General features: G+C 47.4%; 19 protein-coding genes. 10 read left to right on the plus strand and 9 right to left on the minus strand.

What is annotated here, in order from left to right:
• Window positions 1-548 precede the first annotated feature (548 nt).
• On the minus strand, window positions 549-725 hold the full coding sequence (locus Q0R17_RS13330; protein WP_293935783.1) for a hypothetical protein: 177 nt from the start codon (window positions 723-725) through the stop codon (window positions 549-551).
• Window positions 726-1321: 596 nt separating this feature from the next.
• Between Q0R17_RS13330 and Q0R17_RS13335 the strand changes: the two genes are divergently transcribed.
• Window positions 1322-1666, plus strand: a complete 345-nt coding sequence (locus Q0R17_RS13335; protein WP_293935784.1) for an HD-GYP domain-containing protein — start codon at window positions 1322-1324, stop codon at window positions 1664-1666.
• 23 nt (window positions 1667-1689) lie between these two features.
• Here Q0R17_RS13335 and Q0R17_RS13340 read toward each other — a convergent pair whose 3' ends face one another.
• On the minus strand, window positions 1690-3261 hold the full coding sequence (locus Q0R17_RS13340; RefSeq protein ID WP_293935785.1) for a hypothetical protein: 1572 nt from the start codon (window positions 3259-3261) through the stop codon (window positions 1690-1692).
• Window positions 3258-3674 (minus strand): HIT family protein, encoded by a 417-nt coding sequence (locus tag Q0R17_RS13345; RefSeq protein ID WP_293935786.1) that lies wholly within the window; start codon window positions 3672-3674, stop codon window positions 3258-3260. Before Q0R17_RS13345 ends, Q0R17_RS13340 begins: the two co-directional genes overlap by 4 nt.
• Window positions 3675-3870: 196 nt before the next feature.
• On the opposite strand from Q0R17_RS13345, the gene cysS reads away from it, so the two are divergent.
• Together cysS and Q0R17_RS13355 are read left to right on the plus strand one after the other, a co-directional pair.
• Window positions 3871-5247, plus strand: a complete 1377-nt coding sequence (gene cysS, locus Q0R17_RS13350; RefSeq protein WP_293935787.1) for a cysteine--tRNA ligase — start codon at window positions 3871-3873, stop codon at window positions 5245-5247.
• A 372-nt stretch (window positions 5248-5619) separates the two neighbouring features.
• Window positions 5620-7824: an OsmC domain/YcaO domain-containing protein gene (locus Q0R17_RS13355; protein WP_293935788.1), complete on the plus strand. Its 2205-nt coding sequence runs from the start codon at window positions 5620-5622 to the stop codon at window positions 7822-7824.
• Window positions 7825-8124: 300 nt separating this feature from the next.
• Here Q0R17_RS13355 and Q0R17_RS13360 read toward each other — a convergent pair whose 3' ends face one another.
• Window positions 8125-8763: a TetR family transcriptional regulator gene (locus Q0R17_RS13360; RefSeq protein WP_293935789.1), complete on the minus strand. Its 639-nt coding sequence runs from the start codon at window positions 8761-8763 to the stop codon at window positions 8125-8127.
• A 121-nt stretch (window positions 8764-8884) separates the two neighbouring features.
• Between Q0R17_RS13360 and Q0R17_RS13365 the strand changes: the two genes are divergently transcribed.
• From Q0R17_RS13365 to ntrC, 7 genes are all read left to right on the plus strand, one after another.
• The gene (locus Q0R17_RS13365) at window positions 8885-10231 is read left to right on the plus strand and encodes an MATE family efflux transporter (RefSeq protein WP_293935790.1); all 1347 of its coding nucleotides are present in this window, start codon (window positions 8885-8887) and stop codon (window positions 10229-10231) included.
• 167 nt (window positions 10232-10398) lie between these two features.
• Window positions 10399-10851, plus strand: a complete 453-nt coding sequence (locus tag Q0R17_RS13370; RefSeq protein ID WP_293935791.1) for an N-acetyltransferase — start codon at window positions 10399-10401, stop codon at window positions 10849-10851.
• A gap of 249 nt (window positions 10852-11100) precedes the next feature.
• The gene (locus Q0R17_RS13375) at window positions 11101-11718 is read left to right on the plus strand and encodes an HAD family phosphatase (RefSeq protein WP_293935792.1); all 618 of its coding nucleotides are present in this window, start codon (window positions 11101-11103) and stop codon (window positions 11716-11718) included.
• On the plus strand, window positions 11718-12011 hold the full coding sequence (locus Q0R17_RS13380; protein ID WP_293935793.1) for a SelT/SelW/SelH family protein: 294 nt from the start codon (window positions 11718-11720) through the stop codon (window positions 12009-12011). Before Q0R17_RS13375 ends, Q0R17_RS13380 begins: the two co-directional genes overlap by 1 nt.
• A gap of 350 nt (window positions 12012-12361) precedes the next feature.
• Window positions 12362-12841 (plus strand): DUF4124 domain-containing protein, encoded by a 480-nt coding sequence (locus tag Q0R17_RS13385; RefSeq protein ID WP_293935794.1) that lies wholly within the window; start codon window positions 12362-12364, stop codon window positions 12839-12841.
• Window positions 12842-13032: 191 nt separating this feature from the next.
• Window positions 13033-14085, plus strand: a complete 1053-nt coding sequence (glnL, locus tag Q0R17_RS13390; protein ID WP_293935795.1) for a nitrogen regulation protein NR(II) — start codon at window positions 13033-13035, stop codon at window positions 14083-14085.
• 38 nt (window positions 14086-14123) lie between these two features.
• A complete protein-coding gene (ntrC, locus tag Q0R17_RS13395) occupies window positions 14124-15530 on the plus strand; it encodes a nitrogen regulation protein NR(I) (protein WP_293935796.1) in 1407 nt (468 codons plus the stop codon).
• A 69-nt stretch (window positions 15531-15599) separates the two neighbouring features.
• Here the strand turns inward: ntrC and Q0R17_RS13400 are convergent, their stop codons facing one another.
• The 5 genes from Q0R17_RS13400 to Q0R17_RS13420 form a co-directional block, all read right to left on the minus strand.
• Window positions 15600-16301: a glycine zipper 2TM domain-containing protein gene (locus Q0R17_RS13400; RefSeq protein WP_293935797.1), complete on the minus strand. Its 702-nt coding sequence runs from the start codon at window positions 16299-16301 to the stop codon at window positions 15600-15602.
• A 247-nt stretch (window positions 16302-16548) separates the two neighbouring features.
• Complete coding sequence (locus Q0R17_RS13405; RefSeq protein ID WP_293935798.1) at window positions 16549-18168, minus strand: methyl-accepting chemotaxis protein; 1620 nt, start codon at window positions 18166-18168, stop codon at window positions 16549-16551.
• Between the two features lie 149 nt (window positions 18169-18317).
• A complete protein-coding gene (locus Q0R17_RS13410) occupies window positions 18318-19172 on the minus strand; it encodes a Rossmann-like and DUF2520 domain-containing protein (protein ID WP_293935799.1) in 855 nt (284 codons plus the stop codon).
• A gap of 146 nt (window positions 19173-19318) precedes the next feature.
• A complete protein-coding gene (locus tag Q0R17_RS13415) occupies window positions 19319-19780 on the minus strand; it encodes a DUF1456 family protein (protein WP_293935800.1) in 462 nt (153 codons plus the stop codon).
• 175 nt (window positions 19781-19955) lie between these two features.
• The coding region (locus Q0R17_RS13420; RefSeq protein ID WP_293935801.1) for a class I tRNA ligase family protein at window positions 19956-20670 on the minus strand (715 nt) is incomplete at its 5' end.

Raw genomic sequence — 20670 nt, forward strand, 5'->3', positions numbered from 1 at the left:
AACTCAGGCAAAGACAAGCCCTTTTGCATTTGGATGCCATTGACGGACATGATTCACCTCCGTAAAGCAGAACGTTCGTTCACTTTACGCCGCACGAATTGCTAAATCAAGGGTTCCGGAGCAAGAGACATAATCAGGAAAGATTTTATATCAATATTTTTACGCAAAGCGTCCTGCCCACATATTTCCAATAAAGCCCCAATGTGCATTTGAAAATGAGCTTTAGATTTTTCTGCTGGTGGCCTAATGCAGGTGTTAATGACACTTATTTTCATCATCTATGTTTATGCACTTTTAATAATTTAAATTATTTCTTGATACGTAAAAAACAAACGGGAAAAATATCAATTTTTCATTTATTCATAGGCGGGAGCCAAGAGTTTTAGCTGGCTCCCCGATAAAAATATTCGAGCAATGATGATTAATTTAGCTCCCTCTCAAAAAAAAACTTGAATTCTAGCATCTGCCAAATCAACAACAAACACTAAGCAATCTAAAAATCAAACATCGTTCAATTAAAAAAAACATCTATTACAACTAATATTTATTTAAACTACAAAGCGAGGATCAAACGGCGGAGGTAAATCAATCCCTCCAATTGGGTCAATTTTGTTTTTTGCTTTTTGCTTTAATTCCATATCATGGATATACGAGGCAACATCAGCCCCATCACTAAGAAAACCACCGCTTACCACTTCAATATCTTTCAAATTTAGTGAATTCATGATTTAGCTCGCATTAAAGGTTAAATAACGACCATCAAGTAGTCAGAGAAAAATTTTCCGGAATCTTGGCTACGCAGGCCAGTCGTTTCCAATATGCAGAAAAACTTTTGGCTAAATACTTTTCCTTTGAAATAGTTTTTCATTTCCTTCACATAAGCGTTTTTACCCATGCAAATTCACAGCGCGCGCAACATCCCTCACCGAAAGACACACTGCGTGTATGGCAGGTGTATGGCAGGTGTATGGCAGGTGTATGGCAGTAAGATTATGCGATATGCATATGTAAGTCAATTACGTAGACATGAAAAATTACATTAAATTTCTTGTAATTTCTATAAAATAGTCTATAAGCTTGTTTTTATGGCTAATTTTTTCGACTAAAAGCTATGTTTTTCAGTTTTATAGTCATAACAAAGCATAATTGTGCTGTAAAACACCCCCAGTATGCATAGGTCAACAAGCAGCAATGTAAAGTTTTGTAAGTTTTATGAGTAGCGAGAGGGCGACCTAAGCGCTGCTATGCAAGCGAAGGCACACCTTAGGTAACAACTAGTCCGGCGGGTTGCACCCGCCCTACGATGATTCAATGCTTGTAAATGAGTGGCAAGCAACTTGGCCACCACGAAAGAATGGACGGCAAAGGCTATCCTCGGGGCTTAAAAAAAGAACAAATGAGCGTGCAGGCCCGCATCATGGGTATTGCTGATGTATTTGAGGCACTTACGGCTCGGGATAGGCCGTATAAAGACGGCATGAAAATATCGCAATCCCTCACCATCTTGGCGCGTATGGCGAAGGAGCAGCATATTGATACAGATTTATTCGAGATTTTTGTAAAAGAAAAAGTATGGAAAGACTACGCCGATTTATTTCTAGGCCCCACCCAAATTGATAGTGTTGACGAAGAAAAACTATTACTCATTGCCAAAGGCTTGGATTAACAAATTGACGGCTTAGGCTCATATCAAAGAATCAACTCAGTAAAATAAACTCGTTCAAAATCACTGCCGCGCTCTAGTAAGGTTAGTAGCTTAATTTTAATCATACTGGTCCCATTCCAAAGCTCGCACTGCCTACCCATTCTAAACCAGCCAATCGGCAATAGCAGTGAAGTAGGCGCTTTTAAGGCCACCATAGCGGGTAACAGCACCACATCGGTGTACGTTGCGTCACTACGGGTGGTTTCTGAAGGACGAATCGCAGCAGATTTTGGTAAGCCAGGCAGTAACACCATTCCCACATGCAACTGCCCATCGCTTTCTTCCAGCCAACGCACGGCCCCAGCTAAATAGCGTGACGATGTTTTCACCACCATCAATTGATTTAAGCTAATCCGCTCCCCCTGCTGTGCTCTGCGGCTTAAACGTAAACCTTGAGCCGTTTCATTGATGACCTCCCATAACTCAATCGGAGGTAAAGCATGTACCGCAGCGGCTTGCCGCGTAGAAGCCACATCACCAAACAGGTGTAAATCCAGCAAATCACGGCTACCAAAACCGGCTTCATGTGGCGGCGCTTGGTACTGGCCATCCATCACATAACGATGCTGCGCATGCAACCCTAAAATAACTGGTACGGTGCGGGCCGTGGCCTCTCTTGGGGCGCGCTCGGTACCGTGATCACACCAAAACCGATAAAGATCTAGCAGAAGATCCATCGTCACTTGCAAGCCAAATTCTTTACCCAAACCAAGCTCTTCTGGCATTTCACCTTGGCGAAGCTGCTTAATTCGCTTGGATAATACTTGCGCCAAAGCCAGCGTATCAATTTCACGCACGCTAGCCCCTTGCAAAGGTGCACCCATTCGCTGCGGAGGCGCTGGGTGATTTAAATCAATTTGCAAAGCTGTTTTCCCCGGCACGGCCGGTGCGGCAAGGGCGATACTGCTGCGCAATGCAAGCAACTCCAATCTTTGATCTATCCAGAGCAAACGCTTAAGTGTGTGCTGGCCTGGGTTTGCTGCAGACAATAGTAGGGCATGGATAAACACCGCTTGAGTGGTCGTTGTTTCCCCTGCATGAAGTAAGCTGTCTTTTACTTTTTGCTCACAAATATGTTGTTCTTCAGCCAATCGATAACAAGCAAAAGTCTTCTGCCAAATTACATCAGGCACTTTTTGCCCTACGGTATAAAACCCGCGAATCACAAAGCCCAAGCAACGCAAAGTACGTTGTGCCAATAAGGCTAAGAACTCGTGCACCACAGCATCTTTGATAACGGCAGCTTCCCAACAACGTGCATAGGCATCCGCCATGGATTCCCACATATCGCAAGCTGCCAGCCACTGCGCCTGCTCATGTGTGTTTAAAGGCAAAGGCTTGGCGGCGTATTCTGCAAGTAAAGCAAATTGCACATCGTGTACCGATTCACGCAATAGCTCTAAAGCTTTAAGCGATTCTAAAGCCGATAAATCACTGGTGGCTAAGGCACGCATGGCGTGGCTTAGCTCGGCATGGGCCACCGGCGTATTAATCAGCGGTAGTAAAATGAGCCAATCTTTGGCGCTGCGGGCATCGGTAAAAGGCAGTGAGTTCATGCTTGTAGGGCCTGTAATGCAATTTTAAGGGCTAATAACTGCTTACTTGAAATTTGGCTTTCTGCATCTGGACGAGCAGCCTCGGCCCAAATGGGCGCGGGAAAATGGCGATCTTGTTTAAAACGGGGAATCACATGCCAATGTAAATGCGGCACCATATTGCCTAAGCTGGCCAAATTTATTTTATCCGGTTGCAAGGTGCTACGCACAGCCAATTCAACAGCAAATACCAATTGCATTAAGCGGTTTCTATCGCTGGCACTTAAATCACTAAACTCCGCCACATGCTGTTTCAAGATAACGCGGCAAAAACCTGCATATCCCGCTTCATCAACTAAAACAACACGACAAAAATCATCTTGCCAAAGGGTTTCACCACCACTCTCTTGGCAAAGTACGCATTCTGCATTCATTCACTGCCCCCGCTGATTTACGCCATTATAGACTGAGCATTCATCTAAATAGCAGCATGCTATTTTACTGCCCATAAGCTGCGCTATCCATCGCCAAGCTTTACATACAGAGGGTAACAAAACCCAGAGCGATTCAAGCCCAGCTTATCGCTATTCTCAGTACAATGTTTATTTAAGTTAATAAGGTATCAACAATATGCCGCTGTATCTATACGACAACTGGGAACGCCAATTAAGGCCATTTCAAGCCATCCGCAATGATTGGGTTGGCTTGTACTGCTGCGGCCCTACCGTATATGACTACGCGCATATTGGAAATCTGCGCACTTATTTATTTGAAGATATCTTACGCCGCACACTGGAGTTTAATGGTTATACCGTGCGCCATATTGTTAATATCACCGACGTTGGGCATCTGGTTTCTGACGCCGATGAGGGCGAAGATAAAATGGAGCGCGGTAGCCGTAAATCAGGTAAATCGGCATGGGAAATTGCCGATTATTACAGCGCGGTATTTAAAAATGATTTAACCACGCTCAATATGCTGGAGCCTACGCTCTGGTGCAAAGCCACCGAGCATATTGCCGAGCAAATTGCATTTATCCAAGTCTTAGAGGAAAAAGGCTATACCTACGCCAATAGCGACGGTATTTATTTTGATACCGATAAACAAGACGATTACGGCTATTTAGCCCGCTTAAACCGTGAAGGTTTACATGCCGGTAGCCGCGTGGCGCTGGGCGAAAAAAAAGCCATCACTGACTTTGCACTGTGGAAATTTAGCCCCGCAGATAGCGCTCGGCAAATGGAATGGGAAAGCCCTTGGGGCCTCGGGTTTCCAGGCTGGCATATTGAATGCTCGGCCATGTCGGCCAAATACCTAGAGCCGTGGTTTGATATCCATTGCGGCGGCGAAGACCATATCGCCATCCACCACAGCAATGAAATTGCCCAAAACCAAGCTTGCCACGGCACACGCTTGGCTAATTTCTGGCTGCATGGCTATTTCTTGCAACTAGACGCTAGCAAGATGAGTAAATCCAGCGGAGATTTTCTGCGCCTGCAAACGCTAATTGATATGGATATCGATCCGCTGGCCTATCGTTATCTGTGCTTAACGGCGCATTACCGCAGCCAACTGCAATTTAACTGGGATGCACTGAGCGCCGCACAAACTGCGCTAAGCCGCCTGCGCGAAAGCTACTTTGCCCTGCCCGATGGCGGTGAATATAACAGTGGCTATCTAGAGCGCTTTACCCATGAAATTAATCAAGATTTAAACCTGCCACGCGCCATTGCATTGATGTGGGAGTTATTAAAATCAGACCTCAGCGCTGCCGATAAAAAAGCCACGCTGACACGCTTTGATGCTGTGTTTGGCTTAGATTTAGCCAACTGGCAGCCCGCTGCCGTGGCCGAAATCCCCGCAGAAATTCAAGCACTAGCCGCAACCCGCCAGCAACACCGCCAAGCCAAAAACTGGGCGGCTGCCGACGAGGTGCGTAGCCAATTAAAAGCACGTGGCTATGAGGTGGAAGACACCGCCACCGGCTGGCTGCTAAAAGCGCTTTAAGCCTTTTGTAATCAATAGGTGGATAAAGCGCTCAATCCGCTTTATCCACCTTCTCTTGCTCATTTTTTGTCGTTTACCTGGGATGATCGACATGAAGGGATATATGCTGTACATGGCTTTGTTTGAGCAAAAGACGTAATCAGGTTAAGTTTTGCCATTTTTAATGTTGCAGCGCATACCGATGGCGCAGCAAACGGCCTCAGGCTCAGAAAAAACGCTAATACCAAACATCCGTTGATGATCAAGAAAATAGCTGGCGGCTAGCGCGGGCATTAAACCAATCAGCTACCACTATTTATATGCCTAAGACTAGGGCGGAGAAAAACCGGATAATAGCGGCCAACTCACTGACTGCTATTTTGGAATGCTCCCATGGAAATTAAAGTTAACTTTCTCGACAAGCTTCGCCTGGAAGCCAAGTTCGATGATTTCACGGTGGTGGCCGATCAGCCGATCCGCTATAAGGGCGATGGCTCGGCACCAGGGCCATTTGATTATTTCCTCGCTTCATCAGCCTTGTGCGCGGCTTACTTTGTGAAGTTGTACTGCGAAACGCGCAATATTTCGACCGAGCATATTCGCTTATCGCAAAACAATATTGTTGACCCAGAAAACCGCTATCAGCAGATTTTCAAGATTCAAGTCGAATTGCCAGCGGATATTTCGGCCAAAGATCGCCAAGGTATTTTGCGCTCGATTGAGCGCTGCACCGTCAAAAAAGTGGTGCAAACTGGCCCTGAGTTTGTGATTGAAGAAGTCGAAAACATCGAGGCCGACGCGCAGTCTCTACTGATGCTCAATCCTGCTTCCGATGCCAGCACCTATATCGTTGGCAAGGATTTGCCGCTGGAGCAAACCATCGCCAATATGTCTGCCCTATTGGCGGATTTGGGCATCAAAATTGAAATCGCCTCGTGGCGCAATATTGTGCCCAATGTGTGGTCGCTGCATATTCGCGATGCCCACTCGCCGATGTGCTTTACCAATGGCAAGGGTTCAAGTAAAGAAAGCGCTTTGGCATCGGCCTTGGGCGAGTATATCGAGCGTATCAATTGCAACCATTTCTACGCGGGGCAGTTTTGGGGGGACGATATTGCCAACGCAGCATTTGTCCATTCGCCGAACGAGCGCTGGTTTAAGCCTGGCCCAAAAGACGCGCTACCAACAGAAATTCTGGACGATTACTGCTTAGCCATTTTCAACCCAGATGAAGAATTACTTGGCTCGCATTTGTATGACACTAACTCCGGCAATACCGAGCGCGGTATTTGCTCGCTGCCGTTTGTGCGCCAGTCAGATGGCGAGACGATTTATTTTCCAAGCAACCTGATCGAAAACCTATTTGTAAGCAACGGCATGAGTGCCGGCAATACGCTTGCCGAAGCGCAGGTGCAATGCTTATCAGAAATCTTTGAGCGAGCGGTTAAACGCGAAATCCTAGAAGGTGAAATCACCCTGCCCGATGTGCCACAAGCCGTACTGGCGAAATATCCGAGCATTCTGGCGGGCATTGCCGCCCTAGAAGAGCAAGGCTTTCCGGTCTTGGTAAAAGATGCGTCGCTGGGTGGCGTTTACCCCGTGATGTGCGTCACCTTGATGAACCCGCGCACGGGCGGTGTGTTTGCCTCGTTTGGCGCGCACCCAAGCATGGAAGTCGCCATTGAGCGCAGCCTCACCGAATTGCTGCAAGGCCGCAGTTTTGAAGGCCTGAATGATTTACCTCGCCCCACCTTTGTGAGCCAAGCCTTAACTGAGCCGAATAATTTTATTGAGCATTTCATCGATTCCAGCGGCATTGTTTCTTGGCGTTTTTTCAGTGCCAAAGCAAAGTTTGATTTTGTGGAGTGGGATTTCTCACGCCAAGATAAGCACGCCAATGCTGAGGAAGCCGCGATATTGTTCGGTATTTTGGCGGACATAGGCAAAGAAGCCTATATGGCAGTGTATGAAGATTTGGGAGCCAAAGCCTGCCGCATTTTGGTGCCAGGCTATTCAGAAATTTATCCAATAGAAGATTTGGTCTGGGATAACACCAATAAAGCGCTGTTGTTCCGCGCCGATATTTTAAACTTGCATCGTTTGGAAGACGCCGCTTTAGCAGCGCTACTTGAGCGTTTAGAAGACAGCGAGCTGGGTGATTATTCCGACGTTTCAGACCTCATTGGCATCAAATTTGATGAAAATACGGTCTGGGGTCAACTCACCGTACTGGAACTCAAACTGCTGATTCATCTAGCCTTGCAGCAATTTGATGCGGCGCACGATCTGGTCGGCGCTTTCCTGCAATACAACGACAACACCGCAGAGCGCGGCCTGTTTTATCAGGCCTTGAATGTGGTGCTCGAACTCGAGTTGAACGATAAGCTAGAGCTGGCTGATTACGAGCACAATTTCCGCCGCATGTTTGGCGATGCACGGATGGACGCGGTGCTCGGCTCTGTTGACGGAAGTGTGCGCTTCTTCGGCTTAACGCCAACGAGCATGAAGCTGGAGGGCCTAGATCGACACCATCGCCTGCTCGATAGCTACAAAAAACTGCATACGGCACGTGCTAAAGCCAACAAGACAGCGGCTTAAAACACGCAGTAATAAAGAGCTGGCTTCTGGGAGGGGGTATAAAGGTAATCCCCTTGCGGCCCCTCCCCCACTTAAAGTGTGATGTTACGCAGCAAGATATAAAAAACACAGTCCACGAAAAACACATAAAGCACGGACAGGTGACGCGTTGTCATCATCCAATGCTTCATTCATATGCGAAGCCATTAAAGCCAAACACTTAAAACCAAGGCAAAGATAGAGTCAGCCAAACCGATGCGTGTTGCTTGGTTTTTTCGTGCATTTAGTGTTTTTAGTGGACTAAAATTCTTACGCACAAAATCAGTTAATATCTTTTTTCTGAAAATGCGGCGCTTGTCGCAGGCTTTCTACGGCGGTACGTAGCATACGTTCGCAATCAGGCAGTGCAGCTTGGGGCCTATCGGGGTAAACATCTTGCAGCATGTCGTAAGTGCCATCAAAGACGGTATGCAGATAAAGATTACTCAGGCCTAAATCAAGGCTGGTGGGCAATTCCTGATTCTGTACGGCACGGCGCAACAGGCGCAGGCTGTAATGCATGGCTAGCTTAGTGATTAAATCTCGGTGCCTAATAAGTGGAGCGTTTTCTGCACTTCGCTCACACTTAAAATACAAAATCGCAATCACCGCTTGAATCGAGCCAGGCTGACAAAACAGTTTAAGGTAATACAAGCCTGTTTGGACCAAGGCCTCCATTGCACTACTCTGGCTAGGGTTATAGTGCATAGCTTGGCAGGCCAACATGCGCTCACTCATGGCTTTACACACATCAATCTTATTCGGGTAATGCCCATAGACCGCACCACGGGAAACGCCAGCAGCATCGGCAATATCCGCCATTGTGGCTTGGGCCACACCCTTATCTAGAAACACCTGTTCTGCACCATCTAAAATGGCATCGCGGGTTTTTTGTGCATCTTCTTTCGTCTTTCTTGCCATGACTGCTCTCTAATAGTTCCCGGAATTATTCCATACATTTAATTAATCGTGCGTGATTGATTAAATGTTAGCATACTCGAATTATTCAATGACCCGATTCAAATAATCGCAAACGAGCTTTATGAACAACAAAAATATGCACGATCTAAACACCTTGCCAGTTAAAACCCTATTCTGGCGCTATGTCATCCCCTCCATTGCAGGGATGTTGGTGATGGGTTTATATATTGTGGTAGATGGCATGTTTGTTGGGCGCTATGTAGGGGCACACGCGCTGGCGGCAATCAATCTGGTTTACCCAATCATTTTATTGCAAATTGGCCTTGGGGCCATGATCAGCATGGGGGCGGCTACGCGTATTTCCATGCTGCAAGGTGCGGGCCAAATCAAGCAGGCACGGCAAGCGCTGGCCAATACTATTTTAATTATTGCGGCGCTCGGCATCGCACTGCCTGTGATGGGCATCAGTCAGCAGGACAACATCTTAAGCTTGCTCAAGGCAGATAGTGACCCTGCGGTGCTGCAAGAAGCCCGCTCCTATTTATCCCTGATGCTTTGGGGCGGCATGGTAACTATTGGGCAAATGGCGGTGATTTACTTAGTGCGCAATGATGGCCGCCCTAAGCTTGTTACCGCCTTAGTAACGGCAGGGGCATTAGGCAATATCGCGCTCAATTATTTGTTTGTGGTGCAGCTCGGTTGGGGGCTGGCTGGATCAGCAAGCGCCACCCTACTCATTGAAGGCTTGATTACACTGGCTGGCTTAGCTTATTTCTTTAGCCGCTATGCAAACTTACGCATGACTCTAGCTGAGCTGCGCCCGCACTGGCAAAGCATGCCATCAATGCTGGGACTGGGGTTTTCTAGCTTGCTGATGGAGGTCAACCTCGCCTTTCTCTTATTTGCCCATAACTATCAATTATTAAAATATGGTGAGGGGGCGGATATTGCTGCTTACGCCGTGGCCGGTTATACCGAAGCGGTATTTATATTACTGGTACACGGCTTAGCACTTGGCATGCAGCCATTATTAAGCCATGCCACTGGTGCTGGGCAGCAGCAAAGACTGGCGCAAACATTAATCTACGGATTAAAAGTCTGTTTATTACTGAGCTTTACACTGCTGGCTGTAGTGCAGTTTTTTCCACACACGATTGCTACGCTGTATGCGGGGCAAGATCAGGCCTTGATTCAGTCCGCCAGCCAAGCCTTACAGCTCCACCTGTTTGCCCTGCCTTTTGATGGCGTGATTATTGTGGGGGTGATTGGCTTGCAAGCCATGGCACTCTCACGTTTATCGCTATTTGGCACCCTAGGCAAAACCTTAGCCTTAATTCCAGCGTTATGGCTGATGCCACAGTGGTGGGGAGTGAGCGGCGTCTACACCGCACTGCCCGTGGTGAATGTTGCCATCGGCATGGTCATTAGCGGGGTGTTATGGCGTGAGCTAAGGCGCTTAAAAATATAAACACCTAACTTGGTGCTAAGCCGTATAAAGCCAAAGATTGCTATCTTCTTATGGGCTTTATTTCACTTAGCACCAAGCTGGGTCTATTCGGCGGTATATCTTTTAACAATACACAGCAAGCCAATGGCATAATTTGCGTTTACTAATTATGAATTAAGATTTCCAATATGACACACACGGTTCGCTACGCCCATTTAGATGATATCAATCAACTCGCCCCTTTGTTTGATGCCTATCGCGTGTTCTATCAGCAAGAAAGCCATTTGCAAATAGCCTATAATTTTTTGCAACAACGCTTAGCACTCAATGAAAGCGTCATTTTAATCGCCACAAACGCTAATAATGATGCCATTGGCTTTATCCAACTCTATCCATCATTCTGCTCAATTAGCGCGAAAAGAATTTGGATCTTATCCGATCTATTTGTCAGTGAAGCCGCCCGTGGGCAAAGGGTTTCACGTGCATTAATGGAAAAAGCACGTTTGCATGCATTGCAAACCAGCGCAATTAGACTTGAATTATCCACGGCGCATACAAATAATAGAGCACAAGCACTATACGAATCATTAGGCTATCAGCTTGATATCACTTACCGCTACTATGCCTTAGACATTCAGTAAGTCCACAAGCATAGGCTTTATACCAATATCTGGCTTATCAACTCGATAAGACCTACTGCTATTACGGCTTAGCCATTCATAGTAAACCCACCCGCGTAGCACATAGCCAGCACAAGATTTACACCCATCACTGATTGATCTATTTAATGGTACTTATCGCTATTCCCTCTATAAATCAATGATTAACCCGCATAAAGACAAAAGCAAGAGGTAGAATATGGCCTCTTGCACTTGCCTTGAGCGATGATCATGACCATTCGAGCCGTTGTATTTGATTTTGGTGGTGTTTTATTTGATTGGAATCCCGACTATCTTTATCGCAAACTAATCAGCGATGAAGAAGAGCGAAAGTTCTTCTTAAGCCACGTTTGCAATGGTGAATGGAATATCGAGCAAGATCGTGGCCGCACATGGGCTGATGCAATCGCCATCAAACAAGCCGAGTTTCCCGAATACAGTGATTTGATCGCGGCATTTTATAGCCGCTGGCATGAAACGCTACGAGGCACTTTACCTGATGGCGTGGCCCTGATGGAACGATTAGAATCAGCTAATATTGCACTCTACGGCCTGACCAATTGGTCAGATGAAACCTTCCCCTACGCTTGGGAGCACTTTCCACTACTACACCGCTTTAAAGATATTGTGGTGTCTGGGCGCTTAGGCTTAATCAAACCTGACCCAGCTATTTATCAGGCCATGTTTGAACGTATTCACTTACCTGACTTGCAGCCTAATGAGCTGGTATTTATTGACGATGTCGCCAAAAATGCCCACGCAGCAAGCCAACTGGGCTGGCATGGTATTCACCATATCAATGCCAATGAAACTGCAAAGCAACTCCAGCAACTAGGTTTAAAATTTTAATGAAGCCAATCACTAAACCACGAATCAGCATTTTATATTGCACTCGATGCAATTGGTTACTACGCTCAGCATGGCTGGCCCAAGAGCTGCTTTCATGCTTCGCTGACGAGGTTGGGGAGGTCGCCTTGCAACCCGGTACTGGTGGCCTTTTTATTGTGCAGTGTATGGATACCATCATTTGGGATAGAAGAATCGAAGGGCGTTTTCCTGAATCTAAAGAACTAAAACAGCGCATTCGAGATTTAATTGCCCCAGAAAAAGCCTTGGGCCATAGTGATACCAAGCGCAATTAATCCAGCAATCATGAAGCATTGTATTTATTCTTGATTTAAGCGCTACCTCAACCCAGTTTTACTAAGCGCTTGCTTGCTAGACGACTTACTAACTGATGCTACGCACAAGCGTGTTTAGCCTACGAAAAAAAGAAAGGAATACGCATGACTTTGGCTTAATCTACTTTCCTTTTTATGAGGCTAATAAGTGCTTAATTTAAATCGATGATCATTTAAATTGAGCAATAGGTGATTGCAACGCGCCATCTGTTCGTGTTTTATGTGATTTTCGTGGACTACGCATTTTTTAATCTTACTGCGTAACATCCGTTACTAAACTACTTTAAACCTGTCTGTGTTAAGTTACGCCCATGCTTAAGTCTCTGCTTATTACCCTTGCCTGCCTTGCCCCACTGGCTCACGCCGATATTTATAAATATGTGGACGAACACGGCAATGTCACCTTTTCTAATATCCCCATGCGCAACGCACAACGCATCTTGGCCGAGCCTGGAGCCTTGATTCCTGCCCCTCGTTCGCGTGGCAATGCGGGCCCTAAGGAGCGCAGCCCACAAATAGCAACGCCGGGCAACTTTCCACGCGTGGATGCCGCTACGCAAAAAAGCCGTGATAGTAACCGCCAGTTGATCCTTAACGAAGAGCTAGCTAGCGAGCAAAAAAACCTGACCGATGCGCGTCGTCAACTCGCAGAAGCAGAAAATACTAAATCTGCCGAAGAAAAAGCCAGTCCGCAAAAGTATGTAGAAAAAATGGGCCGCATCCGCAATAACATGATTCTGCACGAAAAAAACATCAGCGCCTTACAATCTGAAATTAGCCGCTTGCGCTAAACTTTCCCCATATTTGCGCACCATCTACACCAGCAACGCACCACACTGGTGCACTGCTGGTGTATGCTGATTGATAATTTCACCAGCAATAGCCCCATCTAGCAGCCTCCCGAACATCGCTAACACCGGATATTAGCTGGCCCGCAAATTGCTAGAACCCTATAGATAACGATCTACAGAGACAAGCCGCCATGAGCTATACCGCCTTCTCCGGTCTTGAGTTTCTGGACGATGCTGTCATTGCCGTTGCTGCAGACAGCACGCTGGTTTACGTTAACCCTGCTGCAACCGATCTGCTAGGCTTGCGCCAAGATGATATAGGTATGACATTATCGGCCTGTTTAGAGCCGCACAGCCCGATTGTGAGTGCAGTGATTACCGCCTGCACCGAAAACATCAGCATCACCGAGCACGAGCTTTTGCTCTCTACCAATCACGGCGATGTTTATGTCACGCTCACCGCCAGCCCCATAGAAACCAATGCAGCCGCAGCATTGGTTGAGATTCGGCAGATGGATCAGCAGCGCAAAATTGTGAATGAAGCACGCTTGCAAGCACAGCAACAAGCCAATCGCGAGCTGATTCGCAATCTAGCCCATGAAATAAAAAACCCCTTGGGGGGTATTCGAGGCGCTGCGCAACTGCTCTCTGTTGAGCTTGCCAGCCCAGCCCTAAAAGAATATACCCAAGTGATTATCGAGGAATCTCAGCGCTTACAAAGGCTGCTTGATCGCTTACTTACCCCGCATCGTCTACCTAAGCTAACCGAGCTAAATATCCATGAGGTATTAGAGCGTGTACGCAGCCTAGCCCTTGCCGAAACACCAAACGGCCTAGCGGTAAAGCGCGATTACGATACCAGCCTGCCAAATCTAATCGCCGATCAAGAACAGCTGATTCAAGCGGTGCTGAATATTGTTCGCAATGCCGTGCAAGCCATGGCGGGCGTAGGTGAGATTTTTTTGCGCACACGGATTGCACGGCAGGTCACGCTGAATCGCCGCCGTTTTCCGCTGGCCCTACAAATTCAAATTATTGATAACGGCCCAGGGATTCCTGAATCGCTAAAAGAAACCCTATTCTATCCATTGGTATCTGGCCGCCCAGGCGGCACTGGGATTGGCCTGCATCTTGCGCATACCTTTGTGATCCAGCACCACGGCACCATTGAATTTGAAAGCCGCCCCGGCCTTACCTGCTTTAGCCTGCTACTGCCACTGAATGGCTGGCAAGAGGCACATTAACTGATGTTACGCAGCAATAAATAACACAAGGAAACCCCATGAGTGCTGTCTGGATTATTGATGATGACCGATCGATTCGTTGGGTGTTTGAAAAGGCCTTAGCGCGCGAAAACATCTCGCATGCCAGCTTTGCCTCGGCGACCGAAGCACTGGCAAAACTCTCCCAAGAACAGCCGCAAGCCATCGTTTGCGATATCCGCATGCCTGGCGAATCTGGATTGCAGTTTTTAGATATTGTGAAGCGTGACTGGCCCGATTTACCCGTCATTATTATGACCGCCCATTCAGATCTAGACAGCGCCGTATCCGCCTTTCAAGGCGGGGCATTTGAATATATGCCCAAGCCTTTCGATGTAGATCAAGCCATCGACTTGATACGCCGCGCTATCCAAGAAAGCGAAAGATTTACCCATCAAGTAGGCGGCCCAATTGAGGCCGTTTCACCCGCGCCAGAAATCCTGGGGCAAGCCCCCGCCATGCAAGATGTATTTAGGGCGATTGGCCGCCTCAGCCAATCTGCTGCCACGGTGTTGATTACCGGCGAATCAGGTAGTGGTAAAGAACTAGTAGCCCGCGCCCTGCACCGCCATAGCCCACGCTCTGCTAAACCCTTTGTGGCGATTAACACCGCTGCGATTCCTAAAGATTTGCTGGAGTCCGAATTATTTGGCCATGAGCGCGGTGCATTTACGGGTGCAGACGCTCGCCGCCAAGGCCGCTTTGAGCAAGCTGAAAATGGCACCTTATTCTTAGATGAAATCGGCGATATGCCCTCCGAGCTGCAAACCCGCTTACTGCGGGTGCTATCCGATGGCTTTTATTACCGCGTAGGTGGGCATCAGCCGATTAAAGCCAATGTGCGGGTGATTGCGGCTACGCATCAGCATTTAGAAGAGCGCGTTAAACAAGGGCAGTTTCGAGAAGATTTATTCCACCGCTTGAATGTGATCCGCTTGCGCCTGCCTGCGCTGCGGGAAAGAAGCGAAGATATTCCCCTGCTCGCGCGTTATTTTTTGAGCAAATCGGCCGCAGAGCTGGGCATTGAAGCCAAGCGCCTGACGGATGACGCCATGAGCAAACTGGCCGCATTTAGTTTTCCTGGCAATGTGCGCCAGCTAGAAAACCTCTGCCACTGGATTACCGTGATGGCACCGGGTGCCTTAGTGCAAGCGGGCGATCTTCCGCCAGAATTAAGCACAGACGCGGGTGAAATCCAATTACGCGGCGGGGATTGGTTAAGCCATTTAGGCGCAGAAATGAGCATGCGTTTAAGCCGAGGTGATAGCCGCATCCTCGACGAAATGACCCCCGCCTTTGAGCGCATGGTGATTGAGCGCGCCTTGGCCCACACCGGAGGAAAACGCATCGAAGCTGCTGAGTTACTCGGCTGGGGGCGCAACACCCTAACGCGTAAAATTCAAGAGCTAGGCATGGAACACAGCTAATTTAGGGCGCTATTTGCTGCGCACAAAAAAGGGCGCAGCAAGCTGCGCCCTTTTGATCAAGCAAGCCTATTAATTACCTGTAGGCACAATGCTATCGCCGCTTAAGCGCACACGATCACCTTGGCTAAATTGTGGACGCTCCTGAAAACTGTAAGTGCGCTCACTATCATCATCAAACGACACACGAACTTCATATACCGTTACGCTACGATATTGTTTTTCTGCCTGATGGCCTGCCACTGCACCACCAATTGCACCCAGCACTTCAGCAACGGTACGGCCATTACCACCACCAATCTGGTGGCCAACTACCCCACCTAACACACCACCAACGACCGCACCGCCACCCGAGCCTTCACCTTTTTTCTCGATAGTGCGCACTGAAATCACGCGGCCACAACTTTTACAAACTTCTTTAGCTGGCCAAACGATAGGAGCAGACTTGGCTTCTTCTGTGCTTTTTGCAACCGTCGCAGGGTGCTGTGTTGCTTTAGCATGTGGCTTAGCTGCCGGCGTATATACAACAGGCCTAGGCGTAGCAATTGGCGCGGCCGTTGGGATAGCTGCTGCGATAGGTGCTGCAGTTGGCACAGGAGTAGCCACTAAGGCTAATACAGGCGCGCTAGCCACGCTAGGCACCGATGCCACAATCGCTGGCTCTACAGCAGGCTTACCAACAAAACCAAGCCAATTGGCAACGCCTACACCAGAAGCTAAGATCACAGAAGCGGCCGCAGCCAGAAACAGTGGATGGGTTTTAGGGGCTGACATCTTGCATCTCCAAAATAAATAATAGGTAGGCTTGCGCCCTGCATCAAACAGCAAGGCTTACTACCCTATGCCGCTATCCTGCCGTCTTTTGATAAAAAAAGCAGTGAAAATCGACACTAATACAGAGGTATTTTTCACCTGATAAATACAGTAAGGTATTGTTACTGAATGTGTTTTTACTGCTCGTAACATGCGGTAAAAAAGGCCATGTAGTACATCCTCTTTTAGAGGTAAATCAGGCTGATTTTTACAATCTAAATTGCTTGATCAATACTTCTAACTGATCTGAAACTTGCTTAATCGATTGTGCTACCGCCACAGTGCTTTTTGATGCCTCTAAAGTCCCAGAAGAGAAATTAGCCACTTCATCAACATCATTACGAATCGCTTGGCTTGAGTGCACTTGAGCGGCCAAGGCCTCACCAATTTGCCCAACCACTAAAGCCGTTGCCGCAGATTCTTCACGGATCGCCTTCACCGCCTCACCACCTTCCTTGGTTTGACGAATCCCTTCTTTAAGCTGCACCACCATGCCATCCATACGTGATTTGGCAGTCTGGCCGCTATCTTGCACCGCATTAATCGTCTCGCCAATTTCGCGAGTTGCCGTACTAGTGCGCTCGGCCAATTTACGCACTTCATCGGCAACCACAGCAAAACCACGCCCCTGCTCACCCGCGCGCGCAGCTTCAATAGCTGCATTTAAAGCCAGCAAATTAGTTTGATCAGCCACATCACGAATCACCGCAATCACGGCAGAAATACTGCCTACGCGCTGCGCCAAATCATCAATACTACTTTGGGTTTCACCCACCGAAAGCTCAATATCTGAAAAACGATTCACCGCCGCTGAAATCACCGCCAAGCCTTTAGCGGATATCTCTGTTGCCGTCTCACTTTGGCCCTTAGCTTGTTTGGCTTGTTGCTCGGCCCTTAGAGTTTGCTGAGTAAAGTCTTCGGCAGTTTGAGCAATACGCGTTGCCGCTTGGCTTTGCGCCCCCACAAATAAATTACTACTTTCCGCCTTAGCAACAATTTCATCGCCCGAAGTATGCAGGGTATGCACCACCGATGACAGCTGTGAAATCACATCCCGTAACGATCTACGCATACGCAGTACCGAGCCATAAATACTTTTTGGCGAAACATCTACAGCGCTATCATCAATCTGTAGATTGCCATCTGCAACCACTTGCACTAAAGCCATTACTTCATCAGGCTCCCCGCCCAAATCTCGCAATAGATTACGCACTGCCGACAGCATAATTGCCGCTACCAATCCCGCCACAGCCAAGCAAATCAATACCTGCCAGCGTGCATTGCCCCAAAAACGCGCGTCAGCCTCTGCAAAGCTGATGCCATTGCCAACAATCCAGCCCCAATGTGGAGTTTTTTGCGCCACAGAAAGCAAATCAACCACTTTGCCATCGCGTTTAGAAGTCCACCAATATTCAGTTAATGTACCACCTGATTTATCCAATGCCCTTTGCGCAATGGCACCGACGCTATTGCCACTTGCATCTTTAAAATCATTAAAGCTAGTACCATGCAATTGTGGATCAAGCGGCGTGGCAACAAAGTTTAATTTGTCATCAACCACATAAACATATTCAGATTTATGGTATTTATTTTCTCGCAATAATTGAGTGGCGATTTCTTTGGCCTGTGCTTCAGGTAGCTTCCCTGATGCGGCCATATTTTCTAGCTGTACAATACCATTATAAGTGCTGCCCATTAATTGCTTAATCCGGGCACTATTATCGTCATTACTGGCTTGGCGCATCGTCCATAGCCCCACTAACATAATGCCAATTAAAGCCAGCAAAATACTGAGAGCTAATAAGTAAACTTTTTTGCGTAATGACATACATCTCTCTCCCAAGAGCTTTTTAAATCAACACTTACCGTTGCATACGGCTAAAGAACAGCCAGCAACATCAGTCCTATCGATTTAATATTTGAAATCTAACATCTATATAAACTAGCCTACTTTTACACCGAGTACCAAACGCTACTTTATGCAAAAATATGCTGTAAAGCGGCTTGCTTAGATTTATTAATATGAGCAGCAGCCAAATCAATCGTAGCCAGCCCCATACTCTGATAACAGCGCAATATAGTTGCGTCTTTTAATACCGCCAAATGCTTTTCTATTGTAGCCTCATCACCACGAACAATTGGCCCAGTTAATGCAGCTGCAGGGCCTAATACTTTAATATTGCTTAATGTTTGCTGCATTAGGTTAAAAATAAGGCTTTGGGCGATCTCATCCTCTATTCCGGCCATTTGCGCCGTTTTTAATGATAAATCCGCTAAGGTAACCAAATAATTAGCCGCCATTGTTAAGGAAGCATGATATGCCGCTTTTCCTCCTTTAACTAAAGTAAAAGGCTTGCCCCCTAGCGCCAACACAAAATACTGCAAAATATCACAGGCCAATTGATCGCCTTCTAAGGCGCAAAGGGTTGCATTAAAAGAGGCCACCGCCAGCGCTGGATCAGCAAAAGAAAAAGCAGGATGCACGCTCGCTAAATAAGCCCCAGAATCTTGCAGTGGCGCAAGTAAAGCCGCATCTGATACCCCGCTAGCGTGAAACACCACATTACCCGCCTTTACAATATGACAAGCCGCCAGCTCCCGCGCTACATCTGCAATTGCACCATCTGGCACCGCTAACAAATATAAATCAGCCGCAGGTAATTGATCTAGAGATGAGCAAAAATCACCCGCCCCAATAAAGGCAATGGCATCTGTAACATGCTGAGCAAATCTGGCATATACCCCAGCAATTTGGTAGCGCCCCGATTGCTGGGCTAAACGCGCTAATGATTTGCCAAGCCGACCTGGGCCGATAATATTTAGAGTTTTCATTGATCAAGCCATTTGAGGTTGGCAGGAATATGGGGAGTTGAGATAGCAACAGCGAGCAGGATAAATAGGTATAGGGGGCAAGGGCGCTTTACCTTGCCCACCTTATAAATGCTTAGTGTTAGGGCTGAGTACCATGCAACAACAATTTAGCCACGCAAACGCAGGGTTAAACCTTTTAAAAAGTTTCTGAGTAATTGATCGCCACAGCTGCGATAGTGCTTATGATCTTTTTTACGGAATAAGGCGCTTAACTCTGGTTTGGATACATCAAAGCCTGCCGCAGCCAAAATGCTGTGCATATCTTCTTCTTTTAATTCAAAAGCCACACGCAGTTTTTTAAGCGCCATATTATTGCTCATTGGCAATTCAATCGGCTGAGCTGGGCGGCTTTCATCTTTACCGCGCTTATGGAACACGAGGCCATCTAAGAAATAAGCCATCGCCTCATCGCTGAATTCCAAATAGCCTTCTTCATCTTCTTTTTTCAAAAAAGCGGCTACGTCTTCTTTACTGATATCAAAATCAGCCAGCTTGGCAATAGCCACAATATGGGCATCGCTTAAATCCAGCATATAACGCACGCTGCGTAGAATATCGTTGTTAATCATGGTTATTTCCTTAATAAACTGCTTTTAATCAACAGGCGCATATGGCCATTATTGATCAATAAAAACAGGCTGAACAAGGCAGCCTGTGTATGCTTGAAGCATCGTAGGGCAGGTGCAAGCCGCCGTTTTTCAGCGCTGCTCGCGGCTTGCACCCACCCTACGATTGATCTCATTTTTATTGCAACTTAGCCAGCTGGCTTTGCAATTTAGCTAGTTTCTCGGTTTGATCTAGCACCAGCGCTTGGTCTTTTTCAACCAGATGTGCAGGGGCTTTATCCAGATAACCTGGTTTTTCTAGCTTAGCTTTGATTTTTTCTAAATTTTCAGCCAACTTGCCGATTTCTTTAGTTAAACGCGCCGATTCCGCTGTTTTATCAATCTCCACCTTCAGCATCAAACGTGTGCTGCCTGCTACGGCAACGGGTGCGTCGTCTTCTGGCAGTTTTGCCACGATGGCTACACTGGCAAGCTTAGCCAATGGCATCAAGTAAGCGGCGTACTGCTGCAGCTCGTCTCCACCTTCTAGCAGTAGCGGTGTTTTTTGCGATGGCGATAAGCCCATTTCACCGCGCAAATTACGCACCGCAAAGGCCAGCGCTTTCAGCACATCAACCTGAGCATTGGCCGCTTCGTTGACCTTTGTTAAATCCGCCACTGGCCAATCAGCCACCATAATCGACTCTGTGGTCTTGGCATTGGCCAGCGGTGCAACCACTTGCCACAACTCTTCGGTAATAAACGGAATGATTGGGTGAGCCATACGCAGTGTGGCTTCTAGCACGCGCACCAAGGTGCGGCGGGTGGCGCGCTGCTCTGCTTCATTGCCCGATTGCAATTGCACTTTGGCTAGCTCGATATACCAATCGCAGTAATCGTTCCAAACAAACTCA

Origin of the sequence: Iodobacter sp., from assembly GCF_025352645.1 — a bacterium.
GTDB lineage: Bacteria > Pseudomonadota > Gammaproteobacteria > Burkholderiales > Chitinibacteraceae > Iodobacter.